Genomic DNA, 26043 nt, shown 5'->3' with positions numbered 1-26043 from the left:
TGTCATTTCTTTGATGTCATCTCTCCAGCACCTTGCCATCACCAACGAGCTTGCGCACCGTGGCGTCATACTCCGCTGCGGCATCTTCAGGGCTTTGCTTTCCAGTGATGACAGACTCGGTGGCTACCTGGACCGCCGTCGAGATCCTTGGGTAATCTGCGGTAGCCGGGCGGTAATGCGTCACCTTCACCAACTCCGAGACGTCCTTCACGAACGGATTCGCCGAAAGGTAGCTCGATTCCGATGCAACATCCGTCCGAACCGCTATCTGGGAGTTGTTAACGTCAAAGGCCAGGGCATTCTTCTTGTTCAGCGCGGTGGTGAGGAACTTGAACGCAAGCTCAGCGTTCTTGCTCTTGGCACCAACTGCAAGGGTCCACCCACCGGACATGCTGACGCCGCCGGGCTCCTGTCCGTTCCGCGTGGGGAACATGGCCACACCCATTTCCTGCTCGTAGCCTGCCCACTCATAGGCCCCGCCTTTTTGCCAGAACGACGGCGTATACGAGCCTTCCACGGTTGCCGCGAGTTTGCCCTGCGGGAACCACTCGCCAAAGACTTTCTTCCAGACATTGGCGTCGAGGGCTTCAGCCGGGCTCACTGCAAGCTTTTCGTCGTAAAGGGTCTTCAGGAAAGCCAGCGAGTCAGTAAAGCCCTGGGAGCCCACCACCCACTTCTTTTCCTTTTCGTCGTACAGCGTGCTGTCAGTCCCGTAGAGGAGTTCGTAGAAGCTCTGCATGACGGTGCCCTCGCCGGTACCCTTGCCGGCGTACATATTGAAGGGAATCACGCTTGGGTCCGAGGCTTTGATGGCACGTGCCGTGGACAGGATGTCTTCCCACGTTTTGGGCTGCCACGGAACAGCAATTCCGGCCTTCTGCAGCACTGCCTTGTTGTACCAGATGGCACGAGTGTCAGTGCCGAGAGGCACCGCGTAAATACCTCCGTCGTCGGCCCGTCCTGCTGCTTTGGCGGCTTCGTTGAACCTGGACCAGTCGTCCCACTTTTCAAGATAGCTGTCCAGCTTCAGGAGGTAACCGGCGTCGACGTCGGAACGCACCTTGAACGTGTCCTCATAGAAGACATCCGGCGCGGTGTCCGGGGAACGCTGGGCCAGGGCGAGCTTGGTTCCGTAGTCGTCGTCGTTGGCTTGGATCGGTTCGAGGTTAACCGTCACCGAAGAGTTGGCCGCCTCGAATTCCTTTTTGGCGTCCTGCATGACGGTATCCAGGGCCGTGAACGAATCGGATTTCTGGTAGACGATCTTCAAGGTCTTGTTCTCGGCAGCAGGCGGCGTCGAGGAACAAGCGGTTGCAGCGAGAAGAGCAGCTACGACGGGAAGGACGGTGGCAAACCTCATTGGGCGGCGCATTTTGCTCCAATCGAGTCAACGTGGCTGAGTAATTAGCCCTCCAGCAGGAGCCGTTGGGCACGTGGTGCCAGCGTGTGCTCCAGCACGAGGCATGCCGCACCAATGGCGCCCACGTCCTCACCCACTCCGGAACCCACAACTTCAATACCGTGGATCATGCGTGCCGCACTGTTTTCAGCTATCAGGGCCGGAACACGATCCAGGAAGTACTTTGACATCCGCCCCCAGAAAGGACCGCCGAAAACAACGCGTTCCACGTCCAGGGTGTTGGTCACCACCGAGACAGCACGGGCCACGAGGGTGGCTGACTTGTCAAGGATGGCAATGGCTTTTTCGTCGCCGGCGTCGGCTTTGTCGCACAACAAGGCGTAACGTTCCTGGACCTGCGGCCCATCTGCATCCTCGCCATGGCTGTCAAGCACACCGGCCGCCTCCGCCTCAGCAACCAGGACCTGAGGGATACACGAGGATTTCACACAACCACGGAGCCCGCAGTCACACTGGGGCCCCGTCGGATCAACGATGATATGGCCGATTTCGCCCGCGTTACCGGACGTTCCACGGACCACTTCATCGTTCAGGACAATGCCGCAACCAATACCCGTGCCCATGTACATGAAGACGAAACTGCCCGCACCGCTGGCCCCGCCGGCCCAGGTTTCGGCCACTGCGGCACTCGTTACGTCCTTGTCCACCAGCGTCTCCAGCCCGGTGGCCTCCGTGAGGGCTTCCCGGATACGCACGCGATTCCACCGAGTCAACAGCGGCGGCTCCACAACGGAACCTTCATCGAGGTCGATCGGGCCCGGGACGGCTACGCCGAGCCCCGCGATCTTGGATGCATCCACGCCCGATTCCTCAATGAGGACCTTGATCTGCTGGGCGATGCTCGTGATCACCGCCGCAGGCTCACCACCGGGAGTAGCCATCCGCGAGTGCCTGACGACATCGCCAAGGAGGTCCAGGACGACGAACGTGATGACTGCCGGGTCAAGATGGACGCCCACCGCATACATGCCCGATGGGTTCAGCCGCAGGATGGTCCGCGGCTTTCCTGGGCCAGTACCCTCTTTGCCAGCCTCCACGATCAAGTGCTGGTCAAGCAGGCGACGGGAAATATTGGAGATCGTCTGGGGGGACAGGCCAACAATCTGCGCCAGTTCAACACGGCTGAGCCCACCCGAGGACCTCCGGATCGCCTCCAGAATGACCGTCAGATTAAAGTCACCCATGCGGGGTAGATTCGTTCCGCGCCTCGGTGTGGGCTGCCGGATCTCAGTCACTGATTCCCCTAAGTAATTTTCGAAAAAACATCATCGTACTTCGTCTTTGTCTGAATCGTACGATACCCATGCTCACACGGGTATGCGCACACGCAGGCAACGGTGTCAGGGGTTGGTAACGATGAGACTAAATTCCTGTATGGAAGCGCCGGACCGGCTCATCCACGACGACTCCGCGTCACTGTGAACTTCGGGTTCCGGCCTTCCTCCACGGTGGGACCTATGAGCCGCTCAAGGGTGGGCCTGTATTGAAGGTGGCTGTTGTACACGGTCCACAGCTCGCCGCCCGGCGCGAGAACGCGGGCGGCCGCTTCGAACATCTTCAGGGCAGCGCCGGCATGCACGCTTGCTCCAAGATGGAAAGGTGGATTCAACAGGACGAGATCCGCGCTGCCTGCTTCAAACGTCGACAGGGCGTCGTCGTGGATCACGGAAATCCGGGATTCCAGTCCGTTGGCAGCTGCCGTGGCTATAGCTGATGCGACAGCCGCCGCCGACTGATCAGTTGCCACCAGGCTCGCCCCCGGCTGGTGTCGGGCAAACATCGTGGCAAGAATGCCGGTCCCACACCCCAGATCCACAACGCGTCGCGCTTCAGGCATCCGGTCCAGGAAGGTCAGGAGGTAACGGGTTCCGATGTCAAGGCGTGCACCCGAAAATGCAGCACCATGAGCACAAACCGTGATCCCCAATTCCGGCAGCTGCTCCACAACAGGGTAGGGAGGCTCGCTGGAAACCGGTTTGGGATTGCTGGCTACCAGTACCCGGGACTTCTGCCGGGCAAGTTGCGGTTGGACAGAAGAGAAATAACGGTCCAGCACTTTGTTCATACCCAGGGACATGTGCTTGACGCGACCCCCTGCGAGCAGGACCGCATCCGGCGCTGCATAGCGGGCAACGGCGTCGGCGTTTTCCTCCAGCTCAGCCAGCGATTTCGGCAACTGCATGAGCACCAGATTGGCGCCCTCCAAGAGTTCAGCGCCCAATTCGTGGGAACTGAACCGTCCCTGCAGGCCAGCTGCTTCCGCATTGCGCTGCAGCGCAAGCCTGCCGGTGTAGAGATCCTGGTTAACGCGGACGTGCCCGACGCCGGTCCCCAGCAAAGCGCCCAGCGTCAGGGCGCCGTACCGGTCGCCAATGACGACAGCGTCGGTTTCGGGCAGGATGTGGTCCGACGCCATCTGCAGCAACAGCTTGTCCGTGGCGTCGTAAGCCTGAAGATTCTCGGCCTCGACATCGGGGAACCTGCGCAGCGCGTCGAACAGTGACTCCAACTGCTTTGCGGTCACGATCCTGTTTCTCGCTTTCCCTTGTCAAATTTCCCGGGCGGCTTATGCAGACCTCGTAAGAAATTCGTTCGCTTTAGTGTCTCGACTTCGTGCTGCCTTCGGAGGAATGTGGATGATGCAGCATGCCAAGCACCTGTTGTCGCGTCGGATGGCGGACCCATACCCGGACGGCAGCAGGCACCGGTCCCGCCCAACCGACGAGCCAGGCCCCGGGACCACACTTAACCGGCTCCCTTCCCTGAGAGCAAACCATGAGTGTCAATGTTGTCACGCAACTCCAAGTGAAATCACACAACTCTCCCGACGAAACGCGCAGCCCGGACAAGACGACGGTGGAAGTCGTCACTGTCGGAGATTACACAATCGGCCGGACTACCTTTGAACCCGGCTGGACCTGGGACGACTGCATTAAACCCGTAGTCGGAACCGACTCCTGCCAACTCAGCCATGTAGGCTTCTGCGTCTCCGGCTCCATTGAGGTGGAAACCAATGATGGCGCACAGATCAGCATTTCCAGCGGCGACTCCTATTCGATTCCACCGGGACACCATGCCCGGGTGGTAGGCGATCAGCCCTTCCAAGGCATCGAATTCCTCAGTGCAGCCGAGTTCGCCGTCCGCCCGGAATAGGAATCCGTCCAGCTAACCCACGAATCCCGCCGAGGGACCAGAAAGCAAAAGACCCCGCTCACTTGAGCGGGGTCTTTTATCCGAAGTGGAGCTGAGGGGACTCGAACCCCTGACCCCCTGCATGCCATGCAGGTGCGCTACCAGCTGCGCCACAGCCCCGGATCTCGTTGATTTCAGGAGGAAGATTTCCCTTCCCGCCGAAGCAACTCGTCAATACTAACCACATTCCCCTGAGAAGCGAAATCAGGGGAGCGTGATCCCCATCACGGGCATCAGTGGGCATTTCTGTCCAACTCAAACCCGTAACCTCGCAGCCGGGGTGCGCTGGATTGCTCCACCGCACCTCCCCCCAATCGGCTGCGCGGGAGTCACATCAAGCCCACGCCTGCGCGACTCCTCTTGAAGTCTAGAATCACGGGAAGAATAAACCAAACCGTCCAGTCGGTTTTACGCCCTGAAATTTAAGCACGGTGGTAGCGTTGTGGGGTCCGGCGGCGCGTTTCTGCTGGCCGTCCCACACCGGAACAAGCGAGAGGCTCCCCCACCGCCCATGCAGCAACGTGCGAAAGACACCCGCCTTTCCGTTATTGAAGGCGCCGCCCATGTCTTCGCAGAAGTTGGGTACGGCAACGCAAGCCTGAGCGACATCACCAAGCGTGCCGGAGTCACCAAGGGAGCACTTTACTTCCACTTCACGTCCAAGCGGGAGCTGGCTTTGGCAGTCATCGAGGAGCAACATGCCCTGGTCCTGGCGGCCGGTGCAGGCATCGTAGGCTCAAGCATTCCGGCCATGGACAAAATCATTGGCCTCTGCAGGATGTTCGGCCGGCAACTACTGGACGAAGCAATTGTCCAAGCCGGGATCCGCCTGACATTCGAAGCATCCGCATTTGACGCCGATATCTCTGGCCCCTATCAGGACTGGATTGACACCGTGGAGGAACTGCTCCGCCAAGCCCAAGCCGAGGGGGCAGTCCGGACCACGCTGGATCCTGCCGCCTTTGCCCGCTACCTGGTTGCTTCCTTCACCGGAGTCCAGATGGTTTCCAACGTCCTCACTGCCCGCACGGACGTACTTCGCCGCATCGACGAAATGTGGGAATTTATGCGTCCGGCCATCGAAGCGGGCGCTGACAACTAGGGCGAGGCCGCACGCAAAAAAGGTTCTGCCCTTCTTCATCACGAAGAAGGGCAGAACCTCAAGAGTGGAGCTGAGGGGACTCGAACCCCTGACCCCCTGCATGCCATGCAGGTGCGCTACCAGCTGCGCCACAGCCCCATATTCTTGCTGCTTCACGATCGACTTTCCAGCCATCCGCGCCGAAGCAACTCAAATATCTTAGAACAGCGTTTCCGAAAATTCCAAATCGGGCATATTCGGATGCCAGCCTATGTTTAGAGCTCTGATTCCCCCGCTGGCGCGGCCTTTGCCGAGGCGTCATCCCCCAGTTCAAGGTCAACTACGGGGCAGTCCTTCCAAAGGCGCTCCAGGGCGTAGAAAACACGGTCCTCTGCGTGCTGGACGTGGATGACGATGTCCGCGTAGTCCAAGAGCACCCAGCGGCCTTCGGAACGGCCTTCCCGACGAACCGGGCGAAGGTCCTGCTTCATCAGTTCTTCCTCGATGCCATCAACGATTGCGTTGACCTGGCGTTCTGTGGGCGCAGAGGCAATCAGGAAGACGTCAGTCAGGGCGAGGCGTTCGCTGACATCGAGGGCAACGATGTCTTCTGCCAGTTTGTCGGCCGCGGCACGCGCGGCGTGACGGGCGAGGGTGATGGATTGTTCATGTGCAGACACGGGACTCCTTGTTGTGGCCGATGGCCTGTAAATGGCGTTAGCCGGGTTCTAGCGGAATTAGCCGCTGGTGATCATGATGATGCCGACGATGAGCGCGACAACACCCAACGCCAGGACGCCGAGCTGCAGCAGCCTGTTGCGCTGCGCGCGGGCCAAGCCGGCCGTGTTGGCGTCCAGGGGGTCAAGCCCGTAAGCCGCGCTGGCAGCAATCGGCGGACGCTGCGTTTCTTCAAGCTGTTCATCGACGGCGACGGGCCGCTTCCGGGCGTTCCTTGCCACAGCCTCGGCCCGGGCGAGAACACCCGAGCGGCCACGTGTGCCTCTTCCGTTTGCCGGGGCGTTGCCGGTACCAGCGGTGGGACCCGAAGACGTCACGAGAGGCACAAATGTGGTGCTGGGGCGCTTCATGACCGGGCGTTCAATGCCGGGAACCTTGACGAACTCCAGGGGCGTGACCATGGCAAGGTTGTTGGCAGTGGAGGGGCCTACCGAAACTCCGGAAGACTTCTTTCCTTCGGCCGCACCAGCTACTGCTGCCGGGACCTTGGCTTCGGCTTGGTTCTGTTCGGCAAGCTTCTGCTTGGCCGCTGCCCGCTTGTTCAGGACCGCGGCACGCTCGGCGAGGGCAATCTGCTGGGCAAGGACTTCAGGATCGACAGCCAGTGGATCCTGCTCCGCAATGTGCTCAAGCTTAGAGGTTTGATTCTGGACCTGGGCAGCGATCAGTTCGCGTACCGCAAGTGCCTGCTCCACAGACATTTCAGACTCAGCAGGACCGGAGCTGGCTGTCGAATCGTCGTCGGAATCTTTGGCGCCTGCATCAGGCGCAGCCTTGGCGTCCACGGGTTTACCGGCTGGCTTATCGGCTGGTTTGCCGCCCGGCATGGGGACGATGGGGTTGGCAGAGGTGGCGACTTCTGCCTGGAGTTGCTGCAGGCGAAGCTGGCGACGTGTTGGTGGTCCACCGCCGGATAGCTGCTCTTCCTTGTCTGCGAGCTCTTTGATGGCACGCAGCGCCGCGCGGTCACGGGCGCGGATCTGGGAGGACCGCTCCTGCGCGGTGGCACCCACTGCGTCTACAGGTGCGTCCGCCGCACGACGATTACGACCAGTTACAGCATTCTCCGCTGCGTCCATTACCTGGGGTGGCGTAGCTTCCGCCTGCGGTGCCTGGTTCTCTTCGCGGGCGCGGCGAAGCTCACGCCTGCTGCGGATGGGTCGCTGTTCCTGGCTGCTCATTCAAAACTCATTCAGTACGTGCTTGGTCGTCTGATCCGGATAGTGCGGGGGCCAGCTCCCCTACCCCTGGCTGCGCGGTCCCGGAGTGCGCGGCGTACAGGCCATACTTGGCGATGTACTGCACCACGCCATCGGGCACGAGGTACCAAACTGGGTTCCCGGCACCTACCCGTGTTCGGCAATCCGTTGAAGAAATCGCCATGGCTGGAACTTCCAGGAGGCTGACGTCTTCCCTGCCCATGCCGTCCAGTTCGTGGCCAGGGCGCGTCACACCAACGAAGTGCGCCAAAGACCAGAGTTCGTCAACGTCCTTCCAGGACAGAATCTGGGCCAACGCGTCAGCGCCAGTGATGAAGAACAGATCAGCGTCGGGTCGCTGGGCCCTAAGATCGCGCAGGGTGTCGATGGTGTAAGTGGGGCCGGGTCGGTCAACATCAACCCGGCTCACCGTGAACCTCGGATTTGAGGCCGTGGCAATCACAGTCATCAAATAGCGATGCTCGGGTTTGCTGACCTGCTTGCTGGACTTCTGCCAAGGTTGACCAGTAGGCACGAAAACGACTTCGTCGAGATCGAACTTGGCGGCAACCTCACTTGCAGCCACAAGGTGGCCGTGATGGATAGGATCAAAAGTTCCACCCATCACGCCCAGCCGGAGCCTGCGCTCCGACTCCCCGCGCGGAGTTGCGGCGATAATGTTAGTGGCCCTGCTTGTGGGTGTGCTTGTTCGGGTGCTGGCGGTGCGGGTCCGAGTGCTCTTCTACAGCCTCGTGACGGTTGCCAAGGTTGGTGTAGGAGAGAGCAACGAACATCAAAACCAGCAGGATAGCAAACATGCTGACTCCGAAGACCCACGGCTCGGCCCAGAGCGGGGCGGGCGCTTCGTGGCCGCCTTCTGTTTGGGCTGCAATGGACGTGGCGATCTGCTGAAACAGCATCTTCTCCCCTAGTTGGTTCTCAAGGATTTTCGACGGCGGGACTCCCCACCGTTCCGGACTTCTGTTCTATGTTACCGCGTAGCTAGCTGCGGATCTGGCCTTCGCCTTGCACGATCCACTTGGTAGTGGTGAGTTCGGTAAGGCCCATGGGCCCACGCGCGTGCAGTTTTTGGGTGGAAATACCCACTTCTGCTCCGAGGCCGAGCTCGCCTCCGTCAGTGAAACGCGTGGAAGCGTTGACTATGACAGCAGCCGAGTCGATTTCAGCGATGAATCTCTCGGCGTTGGCGAGGTTGTTCGTCAGGATCGCTTCGGTATGTCCGGTGGTCCACTTGCGGATGTGATTGACGGCATCATCGAGGTTGTCCACCATGGCCACGGCGAGGTCCAGGTCCATGTATTCGGTGGCCCAGTCGTCGTCATCGGCGGGGACGGTTTCCACGTCCTTGCCCAGGGCTGCGGCTATACGCTCATCCACATGGAGGGTGACTCCGGCAGAGCGAAGTGCGGCGGCAACGGCAGGCAGCACGGTGGAGCCCGAGTGGACCAGGAGGGTTTCCACAGTATTGCAGACGCTGGGACGCTGGGTCTTCGCATTCAAAAGAATGTCAACGGCCATCTCTTCACTTGCCGATTCGTCGATGAAGATATGTACGTTGCCTTCACCCGTTTCAATAACAGGCACGGCAGAGTTGGTCACGACAGTCTGGATAAGATCCCGTCCGCCGCGGGGAATCAGAACGTCGACCCGCCCCCGGGCACGCATGAGCACGTTGGCGCCCTCGCGGCCGTATTGGTCCACGGTTTGCACGGCATCGGCAGGCAGGCCTACGGAATCCAAAGCTTCCCGAAGAATCTGCACCAAGGCCTCGTTGGTGTTCGCAGCTGCCGATCCACCGCGCAGGATGACGGCGTTGCCGCTCTTGAGCGCCAGACCGGCAATATCCACCGTGACATTGGGCCGCGCTTCATAAATGGCGGCAACAACGCCCATGGGGACGTTGACTTGGCGCAAGCGCAAGCCGTTGGGAAGGGTCTGGCCGCGGACTACGTTGCCCACGGGATCCGGCAGGCCGGCCAGGTTCTCCAAAGCCGCAACCAGGCCATCAATGCGGGCAGGTGTCAGTGTCAGCCTGTCCAGCAGTGCGGCAGACGTACCGTTGGCACGGCCTGCGGCGACGTCCTTCGCGTTTGCTTCCAGCACGTGCTTCCGGCGCTCCTGAAGGGCGGTCCCGATGGCACGCAGGGCGCGGTCCTTCCAGGCTCGGTTGGCCTGTCCCATGCGTCGGGCAGCCTTACGGGAACGGTCTGCAATGGCGTGTACCGCGGTTTGGACGTCTTCCGGTGACAACGGAACGCCGCCTGCCACAGGGCTCTCCGGCGTCTGGCCGGCGGCACCGGAAACGTCGGAAATCACAGGGGCGTCAGGGGTCAGCGCTTCAGTCATGTTCCAAGTTTAGATGAGCGAACAGCCTGAAGGAGTACGAGGTCGTCAACATGAACAACTTCGCGGTCGTAACCCCTGCCCATCGCCTGCCCGAGCTCCTGGGTGCTGCGGCCAAGCATGCGGGGAAGCTCTTCCGAGGAATAGTTCACCAGGCCACGAGCCACAACAGTCCCGTCCGAGGCCACCATTTCCACGGGGTCGCCAGCCTCGAAGTCTCCAGAGACACTCGATATTCCTGCAGGAAGGAGTGACCTGTGCCGGTCGCGCACGGCTTTCACCGCGCCGTCGTCGAGCATCAGGCGCCCGTGAACCGTTGCCAGGTGCGCCAACCACAAGAGGCGAACTGGCTTTCGGTTGCCGTTCACGGCGAACCAGGTTCCCACGTCCTCCCCCGCAAGGGCTGCTGCGGCGTTCGCCGTGGACGTCACCAAGGCGTGAATCCCGGAGCCGGCGGCAATGGAAGCCGCCTCCACCTTCGTCATCATGCCGCCGGTGCCCACACCTGCTTTGCCCGCCTTGCCAATGGTCACGTCTTCGAGGTCCTGCGGACCGCGCACCAAGGCGATCCGCTTGGCCCCATGTGAGGGTGGACCGTCATAGAGGGCATCGACGTCGGAGAGCAACACGAGAGCGTCGGCGCGGACCAGATGGGCCACCAAAGCCGCAAGGCGGTCGTTGTCGCCAAAGCGGATCTCGTGGGTAGCGACGGTGTCATTCTCATTAACGACCGGAACGACGCCAAGATTCAGCAAGCGGTCCAAGGCCCGGAACGCGTTGGTGTGCTGGGTCCTGCGCATGAGGTCGTCAGCCGTCAGCAGGACCTGGCTGACCGTGACGCCATGCGCGCTGAAAGCCTGCGTATAGCGCGCCATCAGCAGGCCCTGCCCCACGCTTGCCGCGGCTTGCTGGGTGGCAAGATCCTTCGGACGCTTGGCCAGCCCAAGCGGGGCAAGGCCGGCTGCAATCGCACCCGAAGAAACCAGGATGATTTCCGTGCCGGCGTTACGCTTGTCAGCCAACGCATTAACCAGCGACGTCAGCGATTTCTCGGAGATGCCACCTTTGATACTGGTCAGCGAGGACGAGCCAACTTTGACCACAATCCTCTTGGCAGTAGCCAGGGCCTGGCGCTCAAGAACCTCTTCGTTCGGAACTTCGACGGTCCTAGTCGTCATCACCGGTATCCAGGTTGCCTTCCGTTACAGGCTGGGCACGACGGCGGCTGACGGACTCAGTCCAGATGCCCGCCTTGCGCTCGGCTTCCAGTTCGGCGCGGGCAGCAGCCTTGGCTTCGCGGCGCTCAATCTGTTCATCGCGCTTCTGTGAACGCGTGGGACGGTCGCCGATGTCGGCAACGCGGATGTCGGTACCGCGGGGAGTTGCCAGCAGTTCAGCGCCGGCCATCATGGTGGGCTCCCAGTCGAAGACCACGCCATCGTCCTCACCGATGACCACGGTATCGCCAGGCTTGGCACCAACTTTGAAGAGCTCAGTCTCGACGCCAAGCTTGGCCAGGCGATCAGCCAGGTAGCCGATGGCTTCCTCGTTGGTGAAGTCGGTCTGCTTGACCCAGCGGACAGGCTTCTCCCCAAGGACGCGGAACAACGGTTCGAGGTTCTTTTCCTCGCGGCGGATCCGGAATCCGCTCTCGTTGACGGCACGCGGACGAAGGATGGGCGGGGCAACCTTGGGAGGCGCAGTCTCAACCGCGTCCCGTGCGGCCTTGACGATCTCAGCCATGGCGAAGCCAAGCTGGCGCAGGCCTTCATGGCTGGTTGCCGAGACTTCGAAGACCCGGTAGCCGCGTGCTTCGAGGTCGGGCCGGACGAACTCGGCCATGTCCTTGCCGTCAGGAAGGTCCACCTTGTTCAGGACAACAAGCTTGGGACGTTCATTCAAGGGCACAACCTCGCCGTCGACGCCGGCATAGCTCATGTCAACGGCGTACTTCTCCAGTTCCGCCTCAATGATCGCCAGATCGGAGAGGGGATCACGGTCCGATTCCAGGGTTCCGCAGTCCAGGACGTGCACCAGGGCCGCGCAGCGCTCCACGTGGCGCAGGAAGTTGTGGCCAAGGCCCTTGCCCTCGCTGGCGCCCTCGATCAGTCCGGGCACATCCGCGATAGTAAAACGGATGTCGCCGGCCTGGACAACGCCAAGGTTGGGAATGAGAGTGGTGAAGGGGTAATCGGCAATCTTGGGCCGTGCAGCTGACATCGCTGCAATGAGGCTGGACTTTCCTGCGGACGGGAATCCGACCAAAGCGATATCGGCGATGGACTTCAGCTCCAGGACGATGTCGCTGGATTCGCCTTCGATGCCCAGCAGCGCAAAGCCGGGCGCACGGCGCTTCTGGGACGAAAGCGAGGCATTTCCAAGGCCTCCCTGGCCACCTGCAGCCGCAACATACTCGGTGCCCTCGCCAACGAGGTCAGCCAGGACTTCGCCGTCCTTGGTCTTCACCACGGTGCCGTCCGGCACAGGAAGGATCAAGGTTTCGCCGTTCTTTCCGCCGCGCCAATCGCCCATGCCAGGGCCACCGTTGGTGGCGTGGCGGTGGGGGGCGTGGTGATAGTCCAACAGGGTGGTGGTCTGCGCGGAAACCCGAAGGATGACGTCTCCACCATTGCCACCGTTGCCGCCGTCAGGACCACCGAGTGGCTTGAACTTTTCCCGCTTGACAGAGACACAGCCGTGGCCGCCGGTTCCGCCGGATACGTGCAGGACTACCCGGTCTACAAAGCTCGCCACGTGAATCTCCTCTTGCTGTTGCCAGCGCTGTTGCAAAAACCAGAGCGCCATAAGCGCCCTAATCGATTGTAATGCGGTTAAAAGAACGGTGGAGCGGGCCGTTTGGCCCGCTCCACCGGTTCAGAACTTGTTGTTACTCTGCAGCTGCAGCAGCAACGATGTTCACTACGCGACGACCGCGGCGAGTACCAAACTCAACCGCACCGGCCTCGAGTGCGAACAGGGTGTCGTCGCCACCGCGGCCGACGCCTGCACCCGGGTGGAAGTGGGTTCCACGCTGGCGAACGATGATCTCGCCTGCGGAAACTACCTGGCCACCGAAACGCTTGACGCCGAGGCGCTGTGCGTTGGAGTCACGACCGTTGCGAGTGGAGCTCGCGCCTTTTTTGTGTGCCATGTGAAATGCCTGCCTCTAAATTTCTGGGGAAACTGAAAATCTGAACAGAGTAACGAAAGTTACTTGATGCTCGTGATCTTGATCTTGGTCAGTTCCTGACGGTGACCCTGGCGCTTCTTGTAGCCGGTCTTGTTCTTGAACTTCTGGATGACGATCTTGGGACCGCGAAGGTCCTCAAGGATCTCAGCCGTGACCGTGACCTTGGCCAGGTCCGCGGCAGCGGACGTGACCTTGTCGCCGTCAACCAGGAGCAAGGCGGGCAGCTCAAGCGTGCTGCCGGCTCCACCGGGGACGCGGTTCAGCGTTACGTAGTCTCCAACGGAAACTTTTTCTTGGCGGCCGCCTGCGCGGACAATCGCGTACACCACTTGGGTACTCACTTCTCTCGACGTTTCTTACTAAATTTGCGTGCGGAACCTTGAACCGGAATCAGGCTTGGTTCGCGCTGTGCCTCAACGCCGTGGACTTCAGATCGAAGCCCGCGAGTCATCCCATGAACAATTCCAAGGGGCATAACCCAAGTGTTGGCGTAAGCACCGAAGATCAAGATTACGCTAGTTTGACCTTCAGCTGCAAATGAGGCCGGGTCCGGAGGCTATCGAGTGACTTGCGCCACCAGTTGTAACGGACTCTCCCGGCACCGTGCCCATACAGCCTACAGGATTTGCACGGTGATACTGCGGTTTGGCCCGCGACGCGCTGGAGCTTTGTGGATTTGTTCCACTCGGCAACCTCGGAAACCCTGCTTAGGCGAAGAGCCTGGGGGCATCGAAGAAGGCCGTTTCGTAGCGGCAGGACTGGGCGAAGGCCTCAACCATGGCCTTGCGTTCCTGCGCAGAGGCGCCAGCTGCCGCAGCATCGGTAAAGTCGATCGCCTTCCGGGTTGCGGCAGCAAACTCCTCGTCCGCGTATGTCTTCAGCCATGCGGCACAAGGGTGGTCGCTGCGAGCGCCTGCTTGGACATACGCCGCGTGAAGTTGCTGCCCTACCTCCGCGTACAGCCAGTAGCAAGGCAGGATTGCCGCCAGCAAAACGGCGTAACTGCCCGAAGCCGATGTCGCCAGCAGGTGGTCCACGTACGACCTTGTCACGGGTCCGGTTTCTGTTGAAGCCGGACGCGTGCTCAGCCAGTCCCGGTGGAGTTCGGACTCCACCTCAAGGCAGAGTTGCGATGATTTTGCCCAGAAGAGCTGTTCTTCTTCCGTGGGGGCAAGCGCACCCGCACGCGCCAAAACCCGGGAATAGCCGTTCAGGTAGATGGCGTCCTGGGCGAGGTAGTAATTGAACTGGGGCTCCGGCAGGCGCCCCGACTGCAGGCCCTGAATGAAAGCGAGGCCGTATATTGCCTCCAATTCAGGTACAGCTTCGGCCCACAGCCGCGCGGCAAAGTCGCCGGATTTCCCGGCAGGATTCAGCGCTGGCTCCAGGTGATGGAAGTGGTGGACCGGCCCGCTACCCTTGCCTACCTTGAGGCCGTCGGCCGTCGCGAGGGCCTGCAGCAGCCACGGCTTGACCTCGCGGAGCGATGCCTCCCAATCGTCCGTGCGGGCTTGGACCGTGGCCAATGCCGAGGAAAGCGAGCACCCTGTTCCGTGGCTGTTCCTGGTATCCACTCGGGTCCCCGGCACCTCGATGACGTCCTGGCGCAGCAAACCGCTCGTGTTGACCAGCGCATCCGGACAGTCGTTTCCTGCCAAGTGGCCACCCTTCAACAAAACGGTCGTTCCGCACTCAGCAGCCAGTCGCTTGCCTTGGTCAAGCGCCGTCGCCCAGTCCGGGGCTTCTGGCTCACCTAACAACATCGCCAGTTCGGGAAGGTTTGGGGTGATGAGATCCGCCAACGGCAAGAGGCTGCGCAGAGATGCTTCGGCGGTCTCATGCAGAAGACGGTCGCCGCTGGTGGCTACCATCACCGGGTCAAGGACCACGACGGCGGGACGCACCTCTTCGAGCCAACTGCGGACTTCGTCGATGACGGCCGCGTCACCCAACATCCCGATCTTGACCGCATCAATGTCAATATCGCTACTGATCGCGTCCAGTTGCTGACGGAGGAACTCCACGGGCGGAACATGAACAGCGCTGACGCCCAGGGTGTTCTGGGCCGTCAAAGCCGTAATGGCAGCCATGCCATAGCCACCGTGCGCTGCGATGCTCTTCAGGTCTGCCTGGATTCCGGCGCCGCCAGAAGGATCCGAGCCTGCAATGCTGAGCACACGCGGATGTGGCCGGGCCGGAACTGCTCCGATACCAACGGGGTAGACGGCGGAATTCGACGATGAAGCCATGGTGGACATCCCTTCGCCGGTGCTAACCGGACAGGTTCAACGGGTCTGGATCTCAGCCAGGCCCAGTGCCCGGCACCCCGTGTCAGTTTCCTAGCGTAGCCCGTAAGCCCGCCGGCCCGGGAACCGGACGGCCTCCGGGAATGGATGTGACTGGCAGCAACAAAAAAGTCCCGCAGCATCCGCCGTAAACGGATGCTGCGGGACTCTTATTGCCCTACGACCATGTCACTGCTTAGTGGTGTGTGCCGTGCTTACAACTCGGAAGCAGGCACTCCCACCCCAAGGATGATGGGCTCGTCAGCTACCTTCTTTTTGGCAGGCTCTTCTGCTGCTGGCGCCTTGGCCTCATGGGCCGATCCACCTGCGGCGGCAGCAGTTACGTCGTGATGTTCCACACTGGTTTCGTTGGCGGCACCCTGCGCCCTGCTGGCACTGCGGTTCCTTCGGCCGCGACGGCCACGGGAACGCGATGAATGATCGTGCTCATCCTCAGTGACAGCAGGAGAACTGGCCGGGGAAACCGCGGAAGCAGTCGCAGGTTCGGAAACCGCAGCCGTCGCTTCTTCCTCCGCAGCCGGTGCAGCACCGAGGTGCGAAAATGCCTCTGCCAACAGGTCCAGGCTCATGGCCGGCTTACCGGCAGGTGGTTCCTCGTGGTGTTCCACAAACGGAAGAGCCACTTCTTCGCCACCGAAACGCAGAACTGGGGTGGAGCGTGCTTCCCGAACCGCAGCGTCATGACTGGCGGCATCACGTGCAGCCGGTACCCCGGCATCGCCGGGTGTAGCTTCAGGGGCGGATTCATCCGTGTGAGCCTGCTGGCCTGCTGCGCGGGCTTGCTCCTCCGCACGGTGAACCTCATCATCGTGCAAGTGCGCGGCATGCGCCGCAGCGGCGATGGTGGCAAGAGCTGCCCTGGTGGCCTCAGCCTTGGCCTGGCGGACCGGGTCCACGGACTCCGTGGGCGCCGGAGCCGCGGGGGCGGCAGGCGTGCTGTGGAGCGTAGGGGGCACTTCGGCCATTGCCGCTCCCCCACCTTTCCCACGGCGACGCTTACGATCAGTGCGCGCGGCAGGCTGTTGGGGTTCTGCGTGCGGACGGTGGTGCTCGGCAGCAACAACGTTGGCGCGTCGGTGTTCCACGGGCTCGTCATGGGTGACGACACCACGCCCGGCACAGTGCTCGCACTGCTCACCAAACACCTCAAGCAGGCCTGTGCCCATGCGCTTGCGCGTCATCTGCACCAGGCCCAGCGACGTCACTTCGGCCACTTGGTGCTTGGTGCGGTCACGGCCCAGGCATTCCACCAATCGGCGGAGCACCAGGTCACGGTTCGATTCGAGGACCATATCGATGAAGTCGATGACGATGATGCCACCGATATCGCGCAGGCGCAGCTGGCGAACTACTTCCTCGGCCGCTTCAAGGTTGTTCTTGGTGACGGTTTCTTCCAGGTTTCCACCGCTGCCGGTGAACTTACCTGTGTTGACGTCCACCACGGTCATGGCTTCGGTGCGGTCGATGACAAGGGAACCACCAGACGGCAGGAAAACCTTGCGCTCCAGTGCCTTGTGGATCTGCTCGTCGATCCGCCAGGCAGCAAAGATGTCCTGGTCCTTGGTCCACTTCTCAAGGCGGCCCACCAAGTCGGGAGCAACGTAGGTGACGTAAGCCTCAATGGTGTCCCACGCGTCGTCGCCGGAAACGATCAGCTTGGAGAAGTCTTCATTGAAGACATCCCGGACCACCTTGATGGTCAGGTCAGGCTCGCCGTAGAGCAATTCCGGGGCCAGCACCTTGGTGGAGGACGCCTGCCCTTCAATGCCTTCCCACTGCGCGCGCAAACGGTTGATGTCGTGCGTCAGTTCTTCCTCGGAAGCACCCTCTGCGGCCGTGCGCACAATGACGCCGGCGTTCTCCGGCAAGCGGTCCTTGAGGATGCGCTTGAGGCGGTTGCGTTCGACGTCGGGCAGTTTGCGCGAGATACCGGTCATGGAACCGCCCGGCACGTACACAAGGTAGCGGCCCGGAAGGGAAATCTGGCTGGTGAGGCGGGCGCCCTTATGGCCAACGGGGTCCTTGGTAACCTGCACCAGGACGGAATCGCCGGACTTCAGCGCATTCTCGATCCGGCGCGGTTGGCCCTCAAGGTTTACTGCATCCCAGTTCACTTCACCGGCATACAACACCGCATTGCGGCCCCGTCCGATGTCAACAAAAGCAGCCTCCATGGAGGGCAGGACGTTCTGGACCTTGCCCAGGTACACGTTGCCAATGAGGGAGTCCTGCTGGGTCTTGGACACAAAGTGCTCAGCCAATACGCCGTCTTCAAGAACCGCGATCTGGATTCTGTCGTCGCGCTGGCGAACGATCATCTGGCGATCCACGGACTCGCGGCGGGCAAGGAACTCAGCCTCTGTAATTACCTGGCGGCGGCGTCCGGTCTCGCGGGACTCGCGGCGGCGCTGCTTCTTGGCCTCAAGCCTGGTGGAACCCTTAACGCTGGTAACCCGGTTTGACGGGGCCGTCTCAGTGATCGGGCGGGGCGCGCGGACACGGGTCACCGTGTTGGGTGGGTCGTCGTCGGACCCGCCAGTCAGTTCAAGATCCTGGTCACCCCTGCGGCGACGCCGGCGACGACGCGACGTGACGCCCTCTTCGAGCGCTTCCGCTGCCGGAGCATCTTCTTCATCCTCAGTCTCAGCGCCGTCTTCGGAATCGGTCTCATCGCGTTCCGTTCCGCGGCGGCCCCGCCGGCCGCGGCTCCGGCGACGACGACGGCTGCTGGAATCCTCCAGCTCGTCAGTTGACCGGGTTTCCGCAGTTTCGTCTTCAGCCTCTTCGGCCTTTTCCTCGACGGCCGGACGCGTCACAGTGCTGAGGTCAGGGGCCTGGAAGATCATGGACGTAATGGAGACCGGCTCCAGGAACAAAGACGTTGAACCGGGGGCGGACTCCTCGGATGCTTCAGACTCTTCCTCGGCGGGAACAGTGCCTTCTGCGGAAATGCCTTCCGCAGAAACGTCTTCTGCGGGGACGCCTTCTGGAGAAACGTCAGCCCCTGCAGGAACATCTGCTTCTGCAGGAACGGGGCCCGGGGTGGCCGGCTCAGGCTGGGACACGGCGTCCGTGGTTTCAGCAGCGGGTGAAGGCTCCTCAGCTGCCGTTGCGTCTACGGCGTCAACGTCCTTGGGCTTGGTAGTCCGACGACGGCGGACCGGCTTTTCAGGGGCAGGTTCGGCATCGGTTTCCGGCTGGGACGCTACCGCGTCCGGCTCGTCAAAACCGGGGAGGGGCTCAGCAGGCACCGTTGTCTTGCGCGCGCGGCTACGACGCGCCGGCGCCTTGACTGGTTCTTCGATGCCAGCCACGGATTCGGCAGGGGCCACTTCTTCGGTGGCAGCTACTGCAGTCTGCTTGGGCGCAGCCTTGCGCCGGGTCCGGGTGGTCTTTTTAGGCGCTTCCGCAGTTTCCGCGGTAGCTGCCTCTTCATTAACGGCTACAACCTGGTCATTATCCATATGTGGCAACACTCCTGCCCCAGCGACGCCGCCACATCCGGCGCCCAGTGGGGCAATTATTTGTCAAAACCCTCAGGCGTTGACAGAAGTCGGTAGTATTCCTTCCGGTTCGCACCATCATTGGGGTGCGGCAGCCCTGGAAGGCCAGTGGCTTTGCTCTGAAACCCGTTGTTCTGCTGCCACAACCAGGTGCCGTCCATTGTCATGGCGGGCATGCCGGGGATCACGTGATCCAGGCAGGCCCTGCTCATGCTGGCGGTCTTGGGAACAAGTCACCGGACCGGATTCCGAATGTGGATCGGCTTCCGGCCATGTTCATTCTCTCACACCCCTGCACATTCGAAGCGTAGGAGACTGTGTCGCACGGTGGGGACAGTGCCTTCAGAAGCTGGGGACCGTGTCCAGCCTCCGGCGTTACAATCCTCACAAGAGCCGTTCCCGGACTGGCCGGGTCATTGTCGAAAGGGATTGCGTCCGCGATGCCAAGCACCGCCAGGGAAAACCTGGCCAATCAAGCCTCCACCCCCGCGGGTGGCAAGACCACGGAGCCGGGATTGCAGCGCGCGGCCCGGCCTGACCATCTGCCTAAAGCAGTGCAAGACAAGCCATTTGCGTGGCTCCTGCTGATCACCGGCGTCATCGGCTGGCTGGCTTCGGGGGCATTGGTCCTTGAGAAGTTGGAAGTACTCAAGGACCCCAACCACATCACGCTCTGCGATGTGAATCCATGGGTTTCCTGTGGAGCGGTGATGCAGACACCGCAAAGTTCCGTTTTCGGGTTCCCCAACATGTTCATCGGGATCGTCGCGTTTGCGGTGATCATCACCACTGCCATGGGACTCCTGGCCGGCGCCAAATATTCACGCGGCTACTGGCTGGGCCTGCAGGCGGGCGTAACCCTCGGTTTTGCCTTTGTTGTGTGGCTGTGGTCCCAGGCCCTGTACGTCATCAACATTCTCTGCCCGTTCTGCATGGTGGTGTGGGCGGTCATGATCCCCATGTTCGTCTGGGTGACCATCCGCAACATCTCCCATGGAGTCATCAAAGCACCGCCTGCACTGGCCAAGGTCCTGGGCGACTCCGGATGGATCGTCGTGGCACTGCTGTATGTAGCCGTGATCGCCACGATCTTCTTTGCCTTCATCCACGTCTTCGCCGGTACGTCCGGTTACTAAACCAACTCCGCGAGATAACAGTTAAGGCCAATGTTCATTGCGAACATTGGCCTTAACTGTTATCTCGGTGAGGCGTCGTTAGCCCGCGAACCAGATCTTGATCTCACGCTCGGCGGAGTCAACGGAGTCCGAACCGTGCACGAGGTTCTGCTGGACTGCCAGGCCCCAGTCGCGGCCGAAGTCGCCGCGGATAGTGCCCGGTGCCGCGGTAGTGGGGTCGGTGGTGCCCGCCAAGGAGCGGAAGCCCTCGATCACGCGGTGGCCTTCAAAGACAGCCGCAATGACCGGGCCGCTGAGCATGAATTCCACCAGTGGCTCGTAGAACGGCTTGCCCACGTGCTCTTCATAGTGCTGCTCCAGCAGTTCGCGGGTCGCGTTGACCTTCTTCAGCTCAGCCAAGGCGTAGCCCTTGGCTTCGATCCTGGCGAGGATGCTTCCGCTGAGGTTGCGGGCGACGCCGTCGGGCTTGATCAGGACAAGGGTCCGTTCAATGCTCACAGTTGCTCCAATGTGATGGGTGGGTGGGTTTCCCAGCCAGTTTACGGGGTTTCCGGGCCTGCCTCGTCACGGTGGGCCGCATCCCATTCAGCCTGCTCCCGGTCGCGTTGCGCCACCTCGCGGTCAATCCTCATCCCGGTCCGGATTCCGTACCACCAGCAGATCGCGAAGAGGATGCCGACGATGAACATCATGGGCTCTGCGATTCCTGTCAGGATCAGGAGGACCTGCAGCCCCCAGCCGAGGCCTACACCCCACGGCTTGGACAACACGGCACATGCCAGGACGAGCACCACGCTAAGCGTGATGCCTACACCCAGGATGATTCCGGGAGCCACTTCGCCCCGCTTCAATCCAAAGACCACCAACGTGCCGAAGAACGCTACGAAAGCTTCGAGCAACAGCACGGTGGAAGCGAACATCACCTTGGTGGATCGGCGCTTTTTGGGCATGCCAGGGCGCCATTCGCGTTGGGCCTTGGTCAGCTTGGCCATCTTCAGGCACCTTCCTTTCCGAGCAGGATGCGTGCCTCGGCCACCAGCGTGATGGAGCCGGTGACCAGGACGCCGCCGGCAAGGTCATCGTTGGACTCAGCCCGTTCGACAGCCCACTCCAGGGCATCGTCGAGTTTCTCGGCGATGTGGACGTTGTCCTCGCCAAAGCCAAGATCGACGGCGAGTTCGGCCAGTTCCGCTGCAGGGACGGCGCGTAGCGAATTGGACTGGGTGAAGCAGAACTCCTCTGCCAGGTCTCCGAGCTGCTCCTTCAAGGTCTTCAGGATCTCCTCGGCGTCCTTCTCCCGGAGTACTCCCACTACCACCACGAGCTTGCTGAAACTGAAGGCTTCACGGATCGCCTCCGCCGAGACGCGGATGCCATCCGGGTTGTGGGCGGCATCGACCACGATGGTGGGGGCAGTCCGCACCACTTCCAAGCGGCCAGGGGACGTCACGTTGCCGAAGGCTTCCTTCAGGACGTCAAGGTCGAGCTCTTTCTCCCCCCCACCGAAGAACGCTTCCAACGCGGCCACAGCCACGGCGGCATTCTCCGCCTGGTGGGCACCGTGCAGCGGCAGAAGGAGGTCTTCGTAGCGACCCGCCAGGCCTTGGACGGTGATGACCTGTCCGCCTACAGCTACGGTGCGTGACTCTACACCAAATTCCACGCCCTCGAAGCGGAACGGTACATCCACCTCACGGGCTTTTTCCAGCAGGACCTGGGCACCGTCCACCGGCTGGGCAGCGCTCACCAGGAAGCCACCGGGTTTGATGATCCCGGCCTTCTCATACGCGATGTCCTCGGTGGTGTCGCCCAGGAGATCCGTGTGGTCCAGGGAAATCGGCGTGATAACAGAGACTTGGCCATCGCCCACGTTGGTGGCATCGGTAATGCCGCCCAAGCCGACTTCCACGACCGCGACATCCACCGGCTGGTCTGCGAAAATCGCGAAACCCAAGATTGTCACGCACTCGAAGTACGTAAGCCGGGGCTGGTTCTCAGCTATGAGTTCGTTGTCAACGATTTCCAGGTAAGGCCGGATCTCGTCCCAGATCCGAACAAACGTCGCATCTGATACGGGCTCGCCATCAATGCTGATGCGCTCGGTGACTTTTGAAAGGTGCGGGCTGGTGTAACGGCCTGTGCTCAACCCGTGTGCGCGGAGCCCGGCCTCAATCATGCGGGCCGTGGAGGTCTTGCCGTTGGTTCCGGTGATGTGGATGATCGGAAAAGCCTTGTTGGGCTCCCCCAGCACGTCCATGGCCCTGAAAAGCGGCGCCAACCGGGGTTCCATCTTGTTTTCAGGTGCCCGGCCAAGAAGTTCGGCGTAGACGCTTTCCACGGAGAATTCGTCAGTCATGGTTCAGGCCCCTGCCTTTGCTACGGTGACGCGCGGTTCCTCGGCGCTGGAGAGAAGGACTTCCAGTTCCAAGGACAGCGTCTCGGTCTTGACGAGCTCAGCGTTGGTTTCCAGCGCATCAATGACGTCCTGCTGCGCCTCGACAGATGTGCGGATGCGGTCGCTGACATTCAGTCCGGCATCCTTGCGTGCTTGCTGGATGGCACGAACCAGGTCGCGGGCCAGGCCTTCCGCAGCAAGCTCAGGAGTGACCTCGGTATTCAGGACGACGAATCCACCACCGGGGAGCACTGAGACGGCCTTCTGGGCGGCAGCACCGCCGTCGGACGTCTCTCCCACCACAGTCTCCAGGCTGTATTCATGCGGCTCAAGCTCGAGTCCCCCGGCCACCACCACTCCGGAACCGTTCACGGACCAGTCACCGGACTTGGACCCCTTGATGGCCTGCTGCACGTTTTTGCCAAGGCGCGGTCCAGCAGCCCGGGCGTTGACCACCAGTTTCTGCTCGATGCCGAATTCCTCCGGCGAAGCCGAAGCAGCGTCCAGCAAGCGGACGGAGCGAAGGTTCAGTTCATCAGCGACGACGGCGGCGAAGCCTTCCAGCGCATCTGCGCCAGGTGCCACAACCGTCAGTTCCTGGAGCGGCAGGCGGACCCGCAGGTTAGCGGCCTTGCGCAGGCTTGAACCGGTGGAGCAGATCTGCTGAACGCGGTCCATGGCCTCCACGAGGTCGGCGTTGGCCGGGAACAGCGAAGCATCAGGCCAGTCAGCCAGGTGCACAGAGCGGCCACCGGTCAGGCCGCGCCAGATCTCCTCGGTCACCAGCGGCAGCAGGGACGCCGAGACCCGGCATACAGCTTCCAAGGCCGTGTACAAGGCATCGAATGCGTCTTCATTCTCGTCGAAGAAGCGCTGCCGGCTGCGGCGAACGTACCAGTTGGTCAGCATGTCCAGGTAGCTGCGGAGTTCATCGCAGGCCCCGGAGATGTCGTAGGAATCCAGGCTTTCGGTCAGGCTGCGGACGAGGTCCCCGGTGTTGGCCATCAAATACCGGTCCAACGTGTCGGAGTAGCCGTCGTAGCGCAGCTTCGCTTCGTAGCCTGAACCGGAGTTCGCGGCATTGGTGTACAGCGTGAAGAAGCTGTAGACATTCCACAGCGGCAGGATGACCTGGCGGACGCCGTCGCGGATGCCCTGCTCGGTAACCACCAGGTTGCCGCCTCGCAGGATGGGGCTGGACATCAGGAACCACCGCATGGCGTCGGAGCCGTCACGGTCCAGGACCTCGGAAACATCCGGGTAGTTGCGCAGGCTCTTGGACATCTTTTGTCCGTCCGAGCCCAGCACGATGCCGTGGCTGATGACGTTGCGGAAGGCCGGGCGGTCAAACAATGCGGTGCTCAGGATGTGGAGCATGTAGAACCAGCCGCGGGTCTGGCCGATGTACTCCACGATGAAGTCCGCAGGGTTGTGGGTGTCGAACCATTCCTCGTTCTGGAAGGGGTAGTGCACCTGGCCATACGGCATCGAGCCCGAGTCGAACCAGACGTCCAGGACGTCCTCGACGCGACGCATGGTGGACTGGCCCTCCGCCGGAGAACGGGGGTCGTCCGGATTGGGTCGGGTCAATTCATCGATGAACGGGCGGTGCAGGTCCACCTGGCCTTCGTTGTTGACCGGCAGGCGGCCGAAATCGGCTTCCAGGTCCGCCAGCGAACCGTACACATCCGTGCGCGGGTACTCGGGGTCGTCCGACTGCCATACCGGGATGGGTGAGCCCCAGTACCGGTTGCGGCTGATGGACCAGTCGCGGGCGTTGTCCAGCCATTTGCCGAACTGGCCGTCCTTGACGTTGCCCGGGATCCAGTTGATCTCCTGGTTCAGTTCGGACATGCGGTCCTTGAACTTGGTGACCTCCACGTACCACGAGGACACTGCACGGTAGATCAGCGGGTTCCGGCAACGCCAGCAGTGGGGGTAGCTGTGCTCGTAGCTGGCCTGGCGGACCAGGCGGCCGTCGGCGCGAAGCACCTGGGTGATGGGCTTGTTCGCATCAAAGACCTGCAGGCCCACGATGGCGGCCAGCTCTCCGTGCGCAAACAATGGAAGGAACTTCGCGCCCTCGTCCACGGACAGGACAACGGGGATTCCGGCGTCTTCACAGACCTTCTGGTCATCCTCACCGTAGGCCGGAGCCTGGTGCACGATTCCCGTACCGTCTGTGGTGGTGACGTAGTCGGCCACAAGGAAGCGCCAGGCGTTTTGGGTGCCATACTTCTCAGCATCGGCGAAGTCGTTCCACAGCGGCTCGTACTCAAGGCCCGCCAACTCGGCGCCTGTATGCGTTGACACGACAGCGGCAGCTGCGGCAGCTGCGTCGTCGTACCCCAAATCCTTGGCGTAGGTCCCCACGAGGTCAGCAGCCAGAAGGAAGCTACCCGTGACCGGCGCTTCCGCCGACGCAGCCTTGACGCCATTCGGACCGGCGGGCAGGACTGCGTAAGCGATGTCAGGCCCGACGGCGAGCGCCAGGTTGGTGGGCAGCGTCCAGGGCGTCGTGGTCCAGGCAAGGGCCTGGACGCCTGCGAGCGCCTGTGAGAGTTCGGATGTGCCAGCCTTGATGGGGAAGGTCACCGTGACGGTTTGGTCCTGGCGGTTCTTATAGACGTCGTCGTCCATGCGGAGTTCGTGGTTGGACAGAGGGGTCTCGTCCTTCCAGCAGTACGGCAGGACGCGGTAGCCGTTGTAGGTGAGGCCCTTTTCGTGCAACTGCTTGAAGGCCCACAGCACTGACTCCATGTACTCGACGTTGAGTGTCTTGTAATCGTTGTCGAAATCCACCCAGCGGGCCTGGCGGGTGACGTAGGCCTTCCATTCGTTGGCGTACTTCATCACCGAGGCGCGGCAGGCGTCGTTGAATTTATCGATGCCCATGGCTTCGATCTGGGTCTTGTCCGTCATGCCCAGCTGTTTCATGGCTTCCAGTTCGGCGGGGAGGCCGTGCGTGTCCCAGCCGAAGCGGCGTTCTACGCGCTTTCCGCGCTGCGTTTGGTAGCGCCCTACGAGGTCTTTGGCGTAGCCAGTGAGGAGGTGGCCGTAGTGCGGGAGGCCGTTGGCGAAGGGCGGGCCGTCGTAGAAGACGAATTCGTTGCTGCCGTCTTTGCCGGCATCGCGCTGGTCGATGCTTGCCTGGAAGGTGCCGTCTTCTTCCCAGTACTTGAGGATGCGCTCTTCGATTTCCGGGAACTTCACGGAAGCGGACACGCCTTGCGTGCCTGAAGGAGACGCTGAGGCCTTGGGGTAGTGGGTCATCTCATATCCTGTGATAGCTGGTTGACTGTCAGGATGCGAGGACGGCTTCAGCGTTTGCTGTTGCCGCGGTACCACCTCACTTACCGGAACCATGGCGCCCTGGGTGGGGCAACGGCCGGTTCCGGCCTCTCATTACTGCTGTGACGGGCTTACCCGTCCGGTTCTACTGGGCCCTGACCGCCGCTTGGATTTCGCCACGTGGGCGTTCAGGGATGTTCTTCCGGAAGCTCACCGGTGATGGCCGGG

22 protein-coding genes, 2 tRNA genes and 1 riboswitch are annotated in these 26043 nt (G+C 61.6%); of the genes, 3 read left to right on the top strand and 21 right to left on the bottom strand.

The window, feature by feature from the left end; all coding sequences use genetic code 11:
* Positions 1-16: 16 nt before the first annotated feature.
* The 3 genes from ACFX4T_RS07665 to ACFX4T_RS07655 all read right to left on the bottom strand — a co-directional run bounded on the left by ACFX4T_RS07665 (position 17) and on the right by ACFX4T_RS07655 (position 3944).
* Positions 17-1372 (bottom strand): extracellular solute-binding protein, encoded by a 1356-nt coding sequence (locus ACFX4T_RS07665; protein ID WP_377651370.1) that lies wholly within the window; start codon positions 1370-1372, stop codon positions 17-19.
* Between the two features lie 32 nt (positions 1373-1404).
* Positions 1405-2604: an ROK family transcriptional regulator gene (locus ACFX4T_RS07660; protein ID WP_377651369.1), complete on the bottom strand. Its 1200-nt coding sequence runs from the start codon at positions 2602-2604 to the stop codon at positions 1405-1407.
* Between the two features lie 209 nt (positions 2605-2813).
* Positions 2814-3944: a class I SAM-dependent methyltransferase gene (locus ACFX4T_RS07655; RefSeq protein ID WP_377651368.1), complete on the bottom strand. Its 1131-nt coding sequence runs from the start codon at positions 3942-3944 to the stop codon at positions 2814-2816.
* 251 nt (positions 3945-4195) lie between these two features.
* Between ACFX4T_RS07655 and ACFX4T_RS07650 the strand changes: the two genes are divergently transcribed.
* On the top strand, positions 4196-4573 hold the full coding sequence (locus ACFX4T_RS07650) for a cupin domain-containing protein (protein ID WP_216925497.1): 378 nt from the start codon (positions 4196-4198) through the stop codon (positions 4571-4573).
* Positions 4574-4659: 86 nt separating this feature from the next.
* Here the strand turns inward: ACFX4T_RS07650 and ACFX4T_RS07645 are convergent.
* Positions 4660-4732: transfer RNA gene (locus tag ACFX4T_RS07645), tRNA-Ala, on the bottom strand.
* Positions 4733-5123: 391 nt separating this feature from the next.
* Between ACFX4T_RS07645 and ACFX4T_RS07640 the strand changes: the two genes are divergently transcribed.
* Positions 5124-5714, top strand: coding sequence for a ScbR family autoregulator-binding transcription factor (locus ACFX4T_RS07640; protein ID WP_377651367.1), 591 nt, complete (start codon positions 5124-5126; stop codon positions 5712-5714).
* Positions 5715-5779: 65 nt separating this feature from the next.
* Here the strand turns inward: ACFX4T_RS07640 and ACFX4T_RS07635 are convergent.
* The 13 genes from ACFX4T_RS07635 to ACFX4T_RS07575 all read right to left on the bottom strand — a co-directional run bounded on the left by ACFX4T_RS07635 (position 5780) and on the right by ACFX4T_RS07575 (position 19205).
* A tRNA-Ala gene (locus ACFX4T_RS07635) sits at positions 5780-5852 on the bottom strand.
* Between the two features lie 116 nt (positions 5853-5968).
* Positions 5969-6373, bottom strand: coding sequence for a ribosome silencing factor (gene rsfS, locus ACFX4T_RS07630; RefSeq protein WP_216925495.1), 405 nt, complete (start codon positions 6371-6373; stop codon positions 5969-5971).
* A gap of 57 nt (positions 6374-6430) precedes the next feature.
* Positions 6431-7612, bottom strand: a complete 1182-nt coding sequence (locus tag ACFX4T_RS07625) for a hypothetical protein (protein ID WP_377651366.1) — start codon at positions 7610-7612, stop codon at positions 6431-6433.
* Positions 7613-7619: 7 nt separating this feature from the next.
* Positions 7620-8306 carry a nicotinate-nucleotide adenylyltransferase gene (gene nadD / locus ACFX4T_RS07620; protein ID WP_223949299.1) on the bottom strand — a complete coding sequence of 229 codons (687 nt, stop codon included), beginning with the start codon at positions 8304-8306 and terminating at the stop codon, positions 7620-7622.
* A 4-nt stretch (positions 8307-8310) separates the two neighbouring features.
* The gene (locus ACFX4T_RS07615) at positions 8311-8550 is read right to left on the bottom strand and encodes a hypothetical protein (protein ID WP_216925492.1); all 240 of its coding nucleotides are present in this window, start codon (positions 8548-8550) and stop codon (positions 8311-8313) included.
* Positions 8551-8632: 82 nt separating this feature from the next.
* Positions 8633-9997: a glutamate-5-semialdehyde dehydrogenase gene (locus tag ACFX4T_RS07610; protein ID WP_216925491.1), complete on the bottom strand. Its 1365-nt coding sequence runs from the start codon at positions 9995-9997 to the stop codon at positions 8633-8635.
* Positions 9994-11172, bottom strand: a complete 1179-nt coding sequence (gene proB, locus ACFX4T_RS07605; RefSeq protein ID WP_216925490.1) for a glutamate 5-kinase — start codon at positions 11170-11172, stop codon at positions 9994-9996. Before proB ends, ACFX4T_RS07610 begins: the two co-directional genes overlap by 4 nt.
* On the bottom strand, positions 11162-12748 hold the full coding sequence (gene obgE / locus ACFX4T_RS07600) for a GTPase ObgE (RefSeq protein WP_216925489.1): 1587 nt from the start codon (positions 12746-12748) through the stop codon (positions 11162-11164). Before obgE ends, proB begins: the two co-directional genes overlap by 11 nt.
* Positions 12749-12881: 133 nt before the next feature.
* Positions 12882-13145, bottom strand: coding sequence for a 50S ribosomal protein L27 (gene rpmA, locus ACFX4T_RS07595; RefSeq protein WP_021470683.1), 264 nt, complete (start codon positions 13143-13145; stop codon positions 12882-12884).
* A 59-nt stretch (positions 13146-13204) separates the two neighbouring features.
* Positions 13205-13513: a 50S ribosomal protein L21 gene (gene rplU / locus ACFX4T_RS07590; protein WP_216925647.1), complete on the bottom strand. Its 309-nt coding sequence runs from the start codon at positions 13511-13513 to the stop codon at positions 13205-13207.
* Between the two features lie 378 nt (positions 13514-13891).
* Positions 13892-15433 carry a bifunctional hydroxymethylpyrimidine kinase/phosphomethylpyrimidine kinase gene (locus ACFX4T_RS07585; RefSeq protein ID WP_377651365.1) on the bottom strand — a complete coding sequence of 514 codons (1542 nt, stop codon included), beginning with the start codon at positions 15431-15433 and terminating at the stop codon, positions 13892-13894.
* Positions 15425-15523, bottom strand: a riboswitch (TPP riboswitch). It overlaps the preceding gene by 9 nt.
* A gap of 161 nt (positions 15524-15684) precedes the next feature.
* Entirely contained in the window at positions 15685-18954 is a 3270-nt protein-coding gene (locus ACFX4T_RS07580) for an Rne/Rng family ribonuclease (RefSeq protein WP_377651364.1), read from the bottom strand.
* Positions 18955-19010: 56 nt separating this feature from the next.
* Positions 19011-19205, bottom strand: coding sequence for a hypothetical protein (locus ACFX4T_RS07575; protein WP_377651363.1), 195 nt, complete (start codon positions 19203-19205; stop codon positions 19011-19013).
* Positions 19206-19433: 228 nt separating this feature from the next.
* On the opposite strand from ACFX4T_RS07575, the gene ACFX4T_RS07570 reads away from it, so the two are divergent.
* Positions 19434-20129 carry a vitamin K epoxide reductase family protein gene (locus ACFX4T_RS07570; protein WP_216925486.1) on the top strand — a complete coding sequence of 232 codons (696 nt, stop codon included), beginning with the start codon at positions 19434-19436 and terminating at the stop codon, positions 20127-20129.
* Between the two features lie 78 nt (positions 20130-20207).
* Here the strand turns inward: ACFX4T_RS07570 and ndk are convergent, their stop codons facing one another.
* Genes ndk through ileS form a run of 4 tightly spaced genes read right to left on the bottom strand, consistent with a single transcriptional unit; the run spans position 20208 to position 25797 of the window.
* Positions 20208-20627 carry a nucleoside-diphosphate kinase gene (ndk, locus tag ACFX4T_RS07565; RefSeq protein ID WP_216925485.1) on the bottom strand — a complete coding sequence of 140 codons (420 nt, stop codon included), beginning with the start codon at positions 20625-20627 and terminating at the stop codon, positions 20208-20210.
* A gap of 41 nt (positions 20628-20668) precedes the next feature.
* Positions 20669-21121, bottom strand: a complete 453-nt coding sequence (locus ACFX4T_RS07560; RefSeq protein ID WP_216925484.1) for a DUF4233 domain-containing protein — start codon at positions 21119-21121, stop codon at positions 20669-20671.
* Between the two features lie 2 nt (positions 21122-21123).
* Positions 21124-22485, bottom strand: a complete 1362-nt coding sequence (locus ACFX4T_RS07555) for a bifunctional folylpolyglutamate synthase/dihydrofolate synthase (RefSeq protein WP_377651362.1) — start codon at positions 22483-22485, stop codon at positions 21124-21126.
* A gap of 3 nt (positions 22486-22488) precedes the next feature.
* The gene (gene ileS, locus ACFX4T_RS07550; protein ID WP_377651361.1) at positions 22489-25797 is read right to left on the bottom strand and encodes an isoleucine--tRNA ligase; all 3309 of its coding nucleotides are present in this window, start codon (positions 25795-25797) and stop codon (positions 22489-22491) included.
* Positions 25798-26043: the final 246 nt, after the last annotated feature.

Source organism: Paenarthrobacter sp. YIM B13468, assembly GCF_042788025.1.
Lineage (GTDB): Bacteria > Actinomycetota > Actinomycetes > Actinomycetales > Micrococcaceae > Arthrobacter > Arthrobacter aromaticivorans.
Note: the sequence above shows the minus strand (reverse complement) of the source record. Positions and strands in the feature narration are given on the sequence as shown.

Bases quoted from the DNA above. Each gene is read 5' to 3' on its own strand.
- ACFX4T_RS07665 (WP_377651370.1), bottom strand. From the start codon at position 1,372: ATGCGCCGCCCAATGAGGTTTGCCACCGTCCTTCCCGTCGTAGCTGCT.
- ACFX4T_RS07660 (WP_377651369.1), bottom strand. From the start codon at position 2,604: ATGGGTGACTTTAATCTGACGGTCATTCTGGAGGCGATCCGGAGGTCC.
- ACFX4T_RS07650 (WP_216925497.1), top strand. From the start codon at position 4,196: ATGAGTGTCAATGTTGTCACGCAACTCCAAGTGAAATCACACAACTCT.
- ACFX4T_RS07640 (WP_377651367.1), top strand. From the start codon at position 5,124: ATGCAGCAACGTGCGAAAGACACCCGCCTTTCCGTTATTGAAGGCGCC.
- ACFX4T_RS07625 (WP_377651366.1), bottom strand. From the start codon at position 7,612: ATGAGCAGCCAGGAACAGCGACCCATCCGCAGCAGGCGTGAGCTTCGC.
- ACFX4T_RS07615 (WP_216925492.1), bottom strand. From the start codon at position 8,550: ATGCTGTTTCAGCAGATCGCCACGTCCATTGCAGCCCAAACAGAAGGC.
- ACFX4T_RS07610 (WP_216925491.1), bottom strand. From the start codon at position 9,997: ATGACTGAAGCGCTGACCCCTGACGCCCCTGTGATTTCCGACGTTTCC.
- proB (WP_216925490.1), bottom strand. From the start codon at position 11,172: ATGACGACTAGGACCGTCGAAGTTCCGAACGAAGAGGTTCTTGAGCGC.
- rpmA (WP_021470683.1), bottom strand. From the start codon at position 13,145: ATGGCACACAAAAAAGGCGCGAGCTCCACTCGCAACGGTCGTGACTCC.
- ACFX4T_RS07585 (WP_377651365.1), bottom strand. From the start codon at position 15,433: ATGGCTTCATCGTCGAATTCCGCCGTCTACCCCGTTGGTATCGGAGCA.
- ACFX4T_RS07580 (WP_377651364.1), bottom strand. From the start codon at position 18,954: ATGGATAATGACCAGGTTGTAGCCGTTAATGAAGAGGCAGCTACCGCG.
- ACFX4T_RS07575 (WP_377651363.1), bottom strand. From the start codon at position 19,205: ATGAGCAGGGCCTGCCTGGATCACGTGATCCCCGGCATGCCCGCCATG.
- ACFX4T_RS07570 (WP_216925486.1), top strand. From the start codon at position 19,434: ATGCCAAGCACCGCCAGGGAAAACCTGGCCAATCAAGCCTCCACCCCC.
- ACFX4T_RS07560 (WP_216925484.1), bottom strand. From the start codon at position 21,121: ATGGCCAAGCTGACCAAGGCCCAACGCGAATGGCGCCCTGGCATGCCC.
- ACFX4T_RS07555 (WP_377651362.1), bottom strand. From the start codon at position 22,485: ATGACTGACGAATTCTCCGTGGAAAGCGTCTACGCCGAACTTCTTGGC.
- ileS (WP_377651361.1), bottom strand. From the start codon at position 25,797: ATGACCCACTACCCCAAGGCCTCAGCGTCTCCTTCAGGCACGCAAGGC.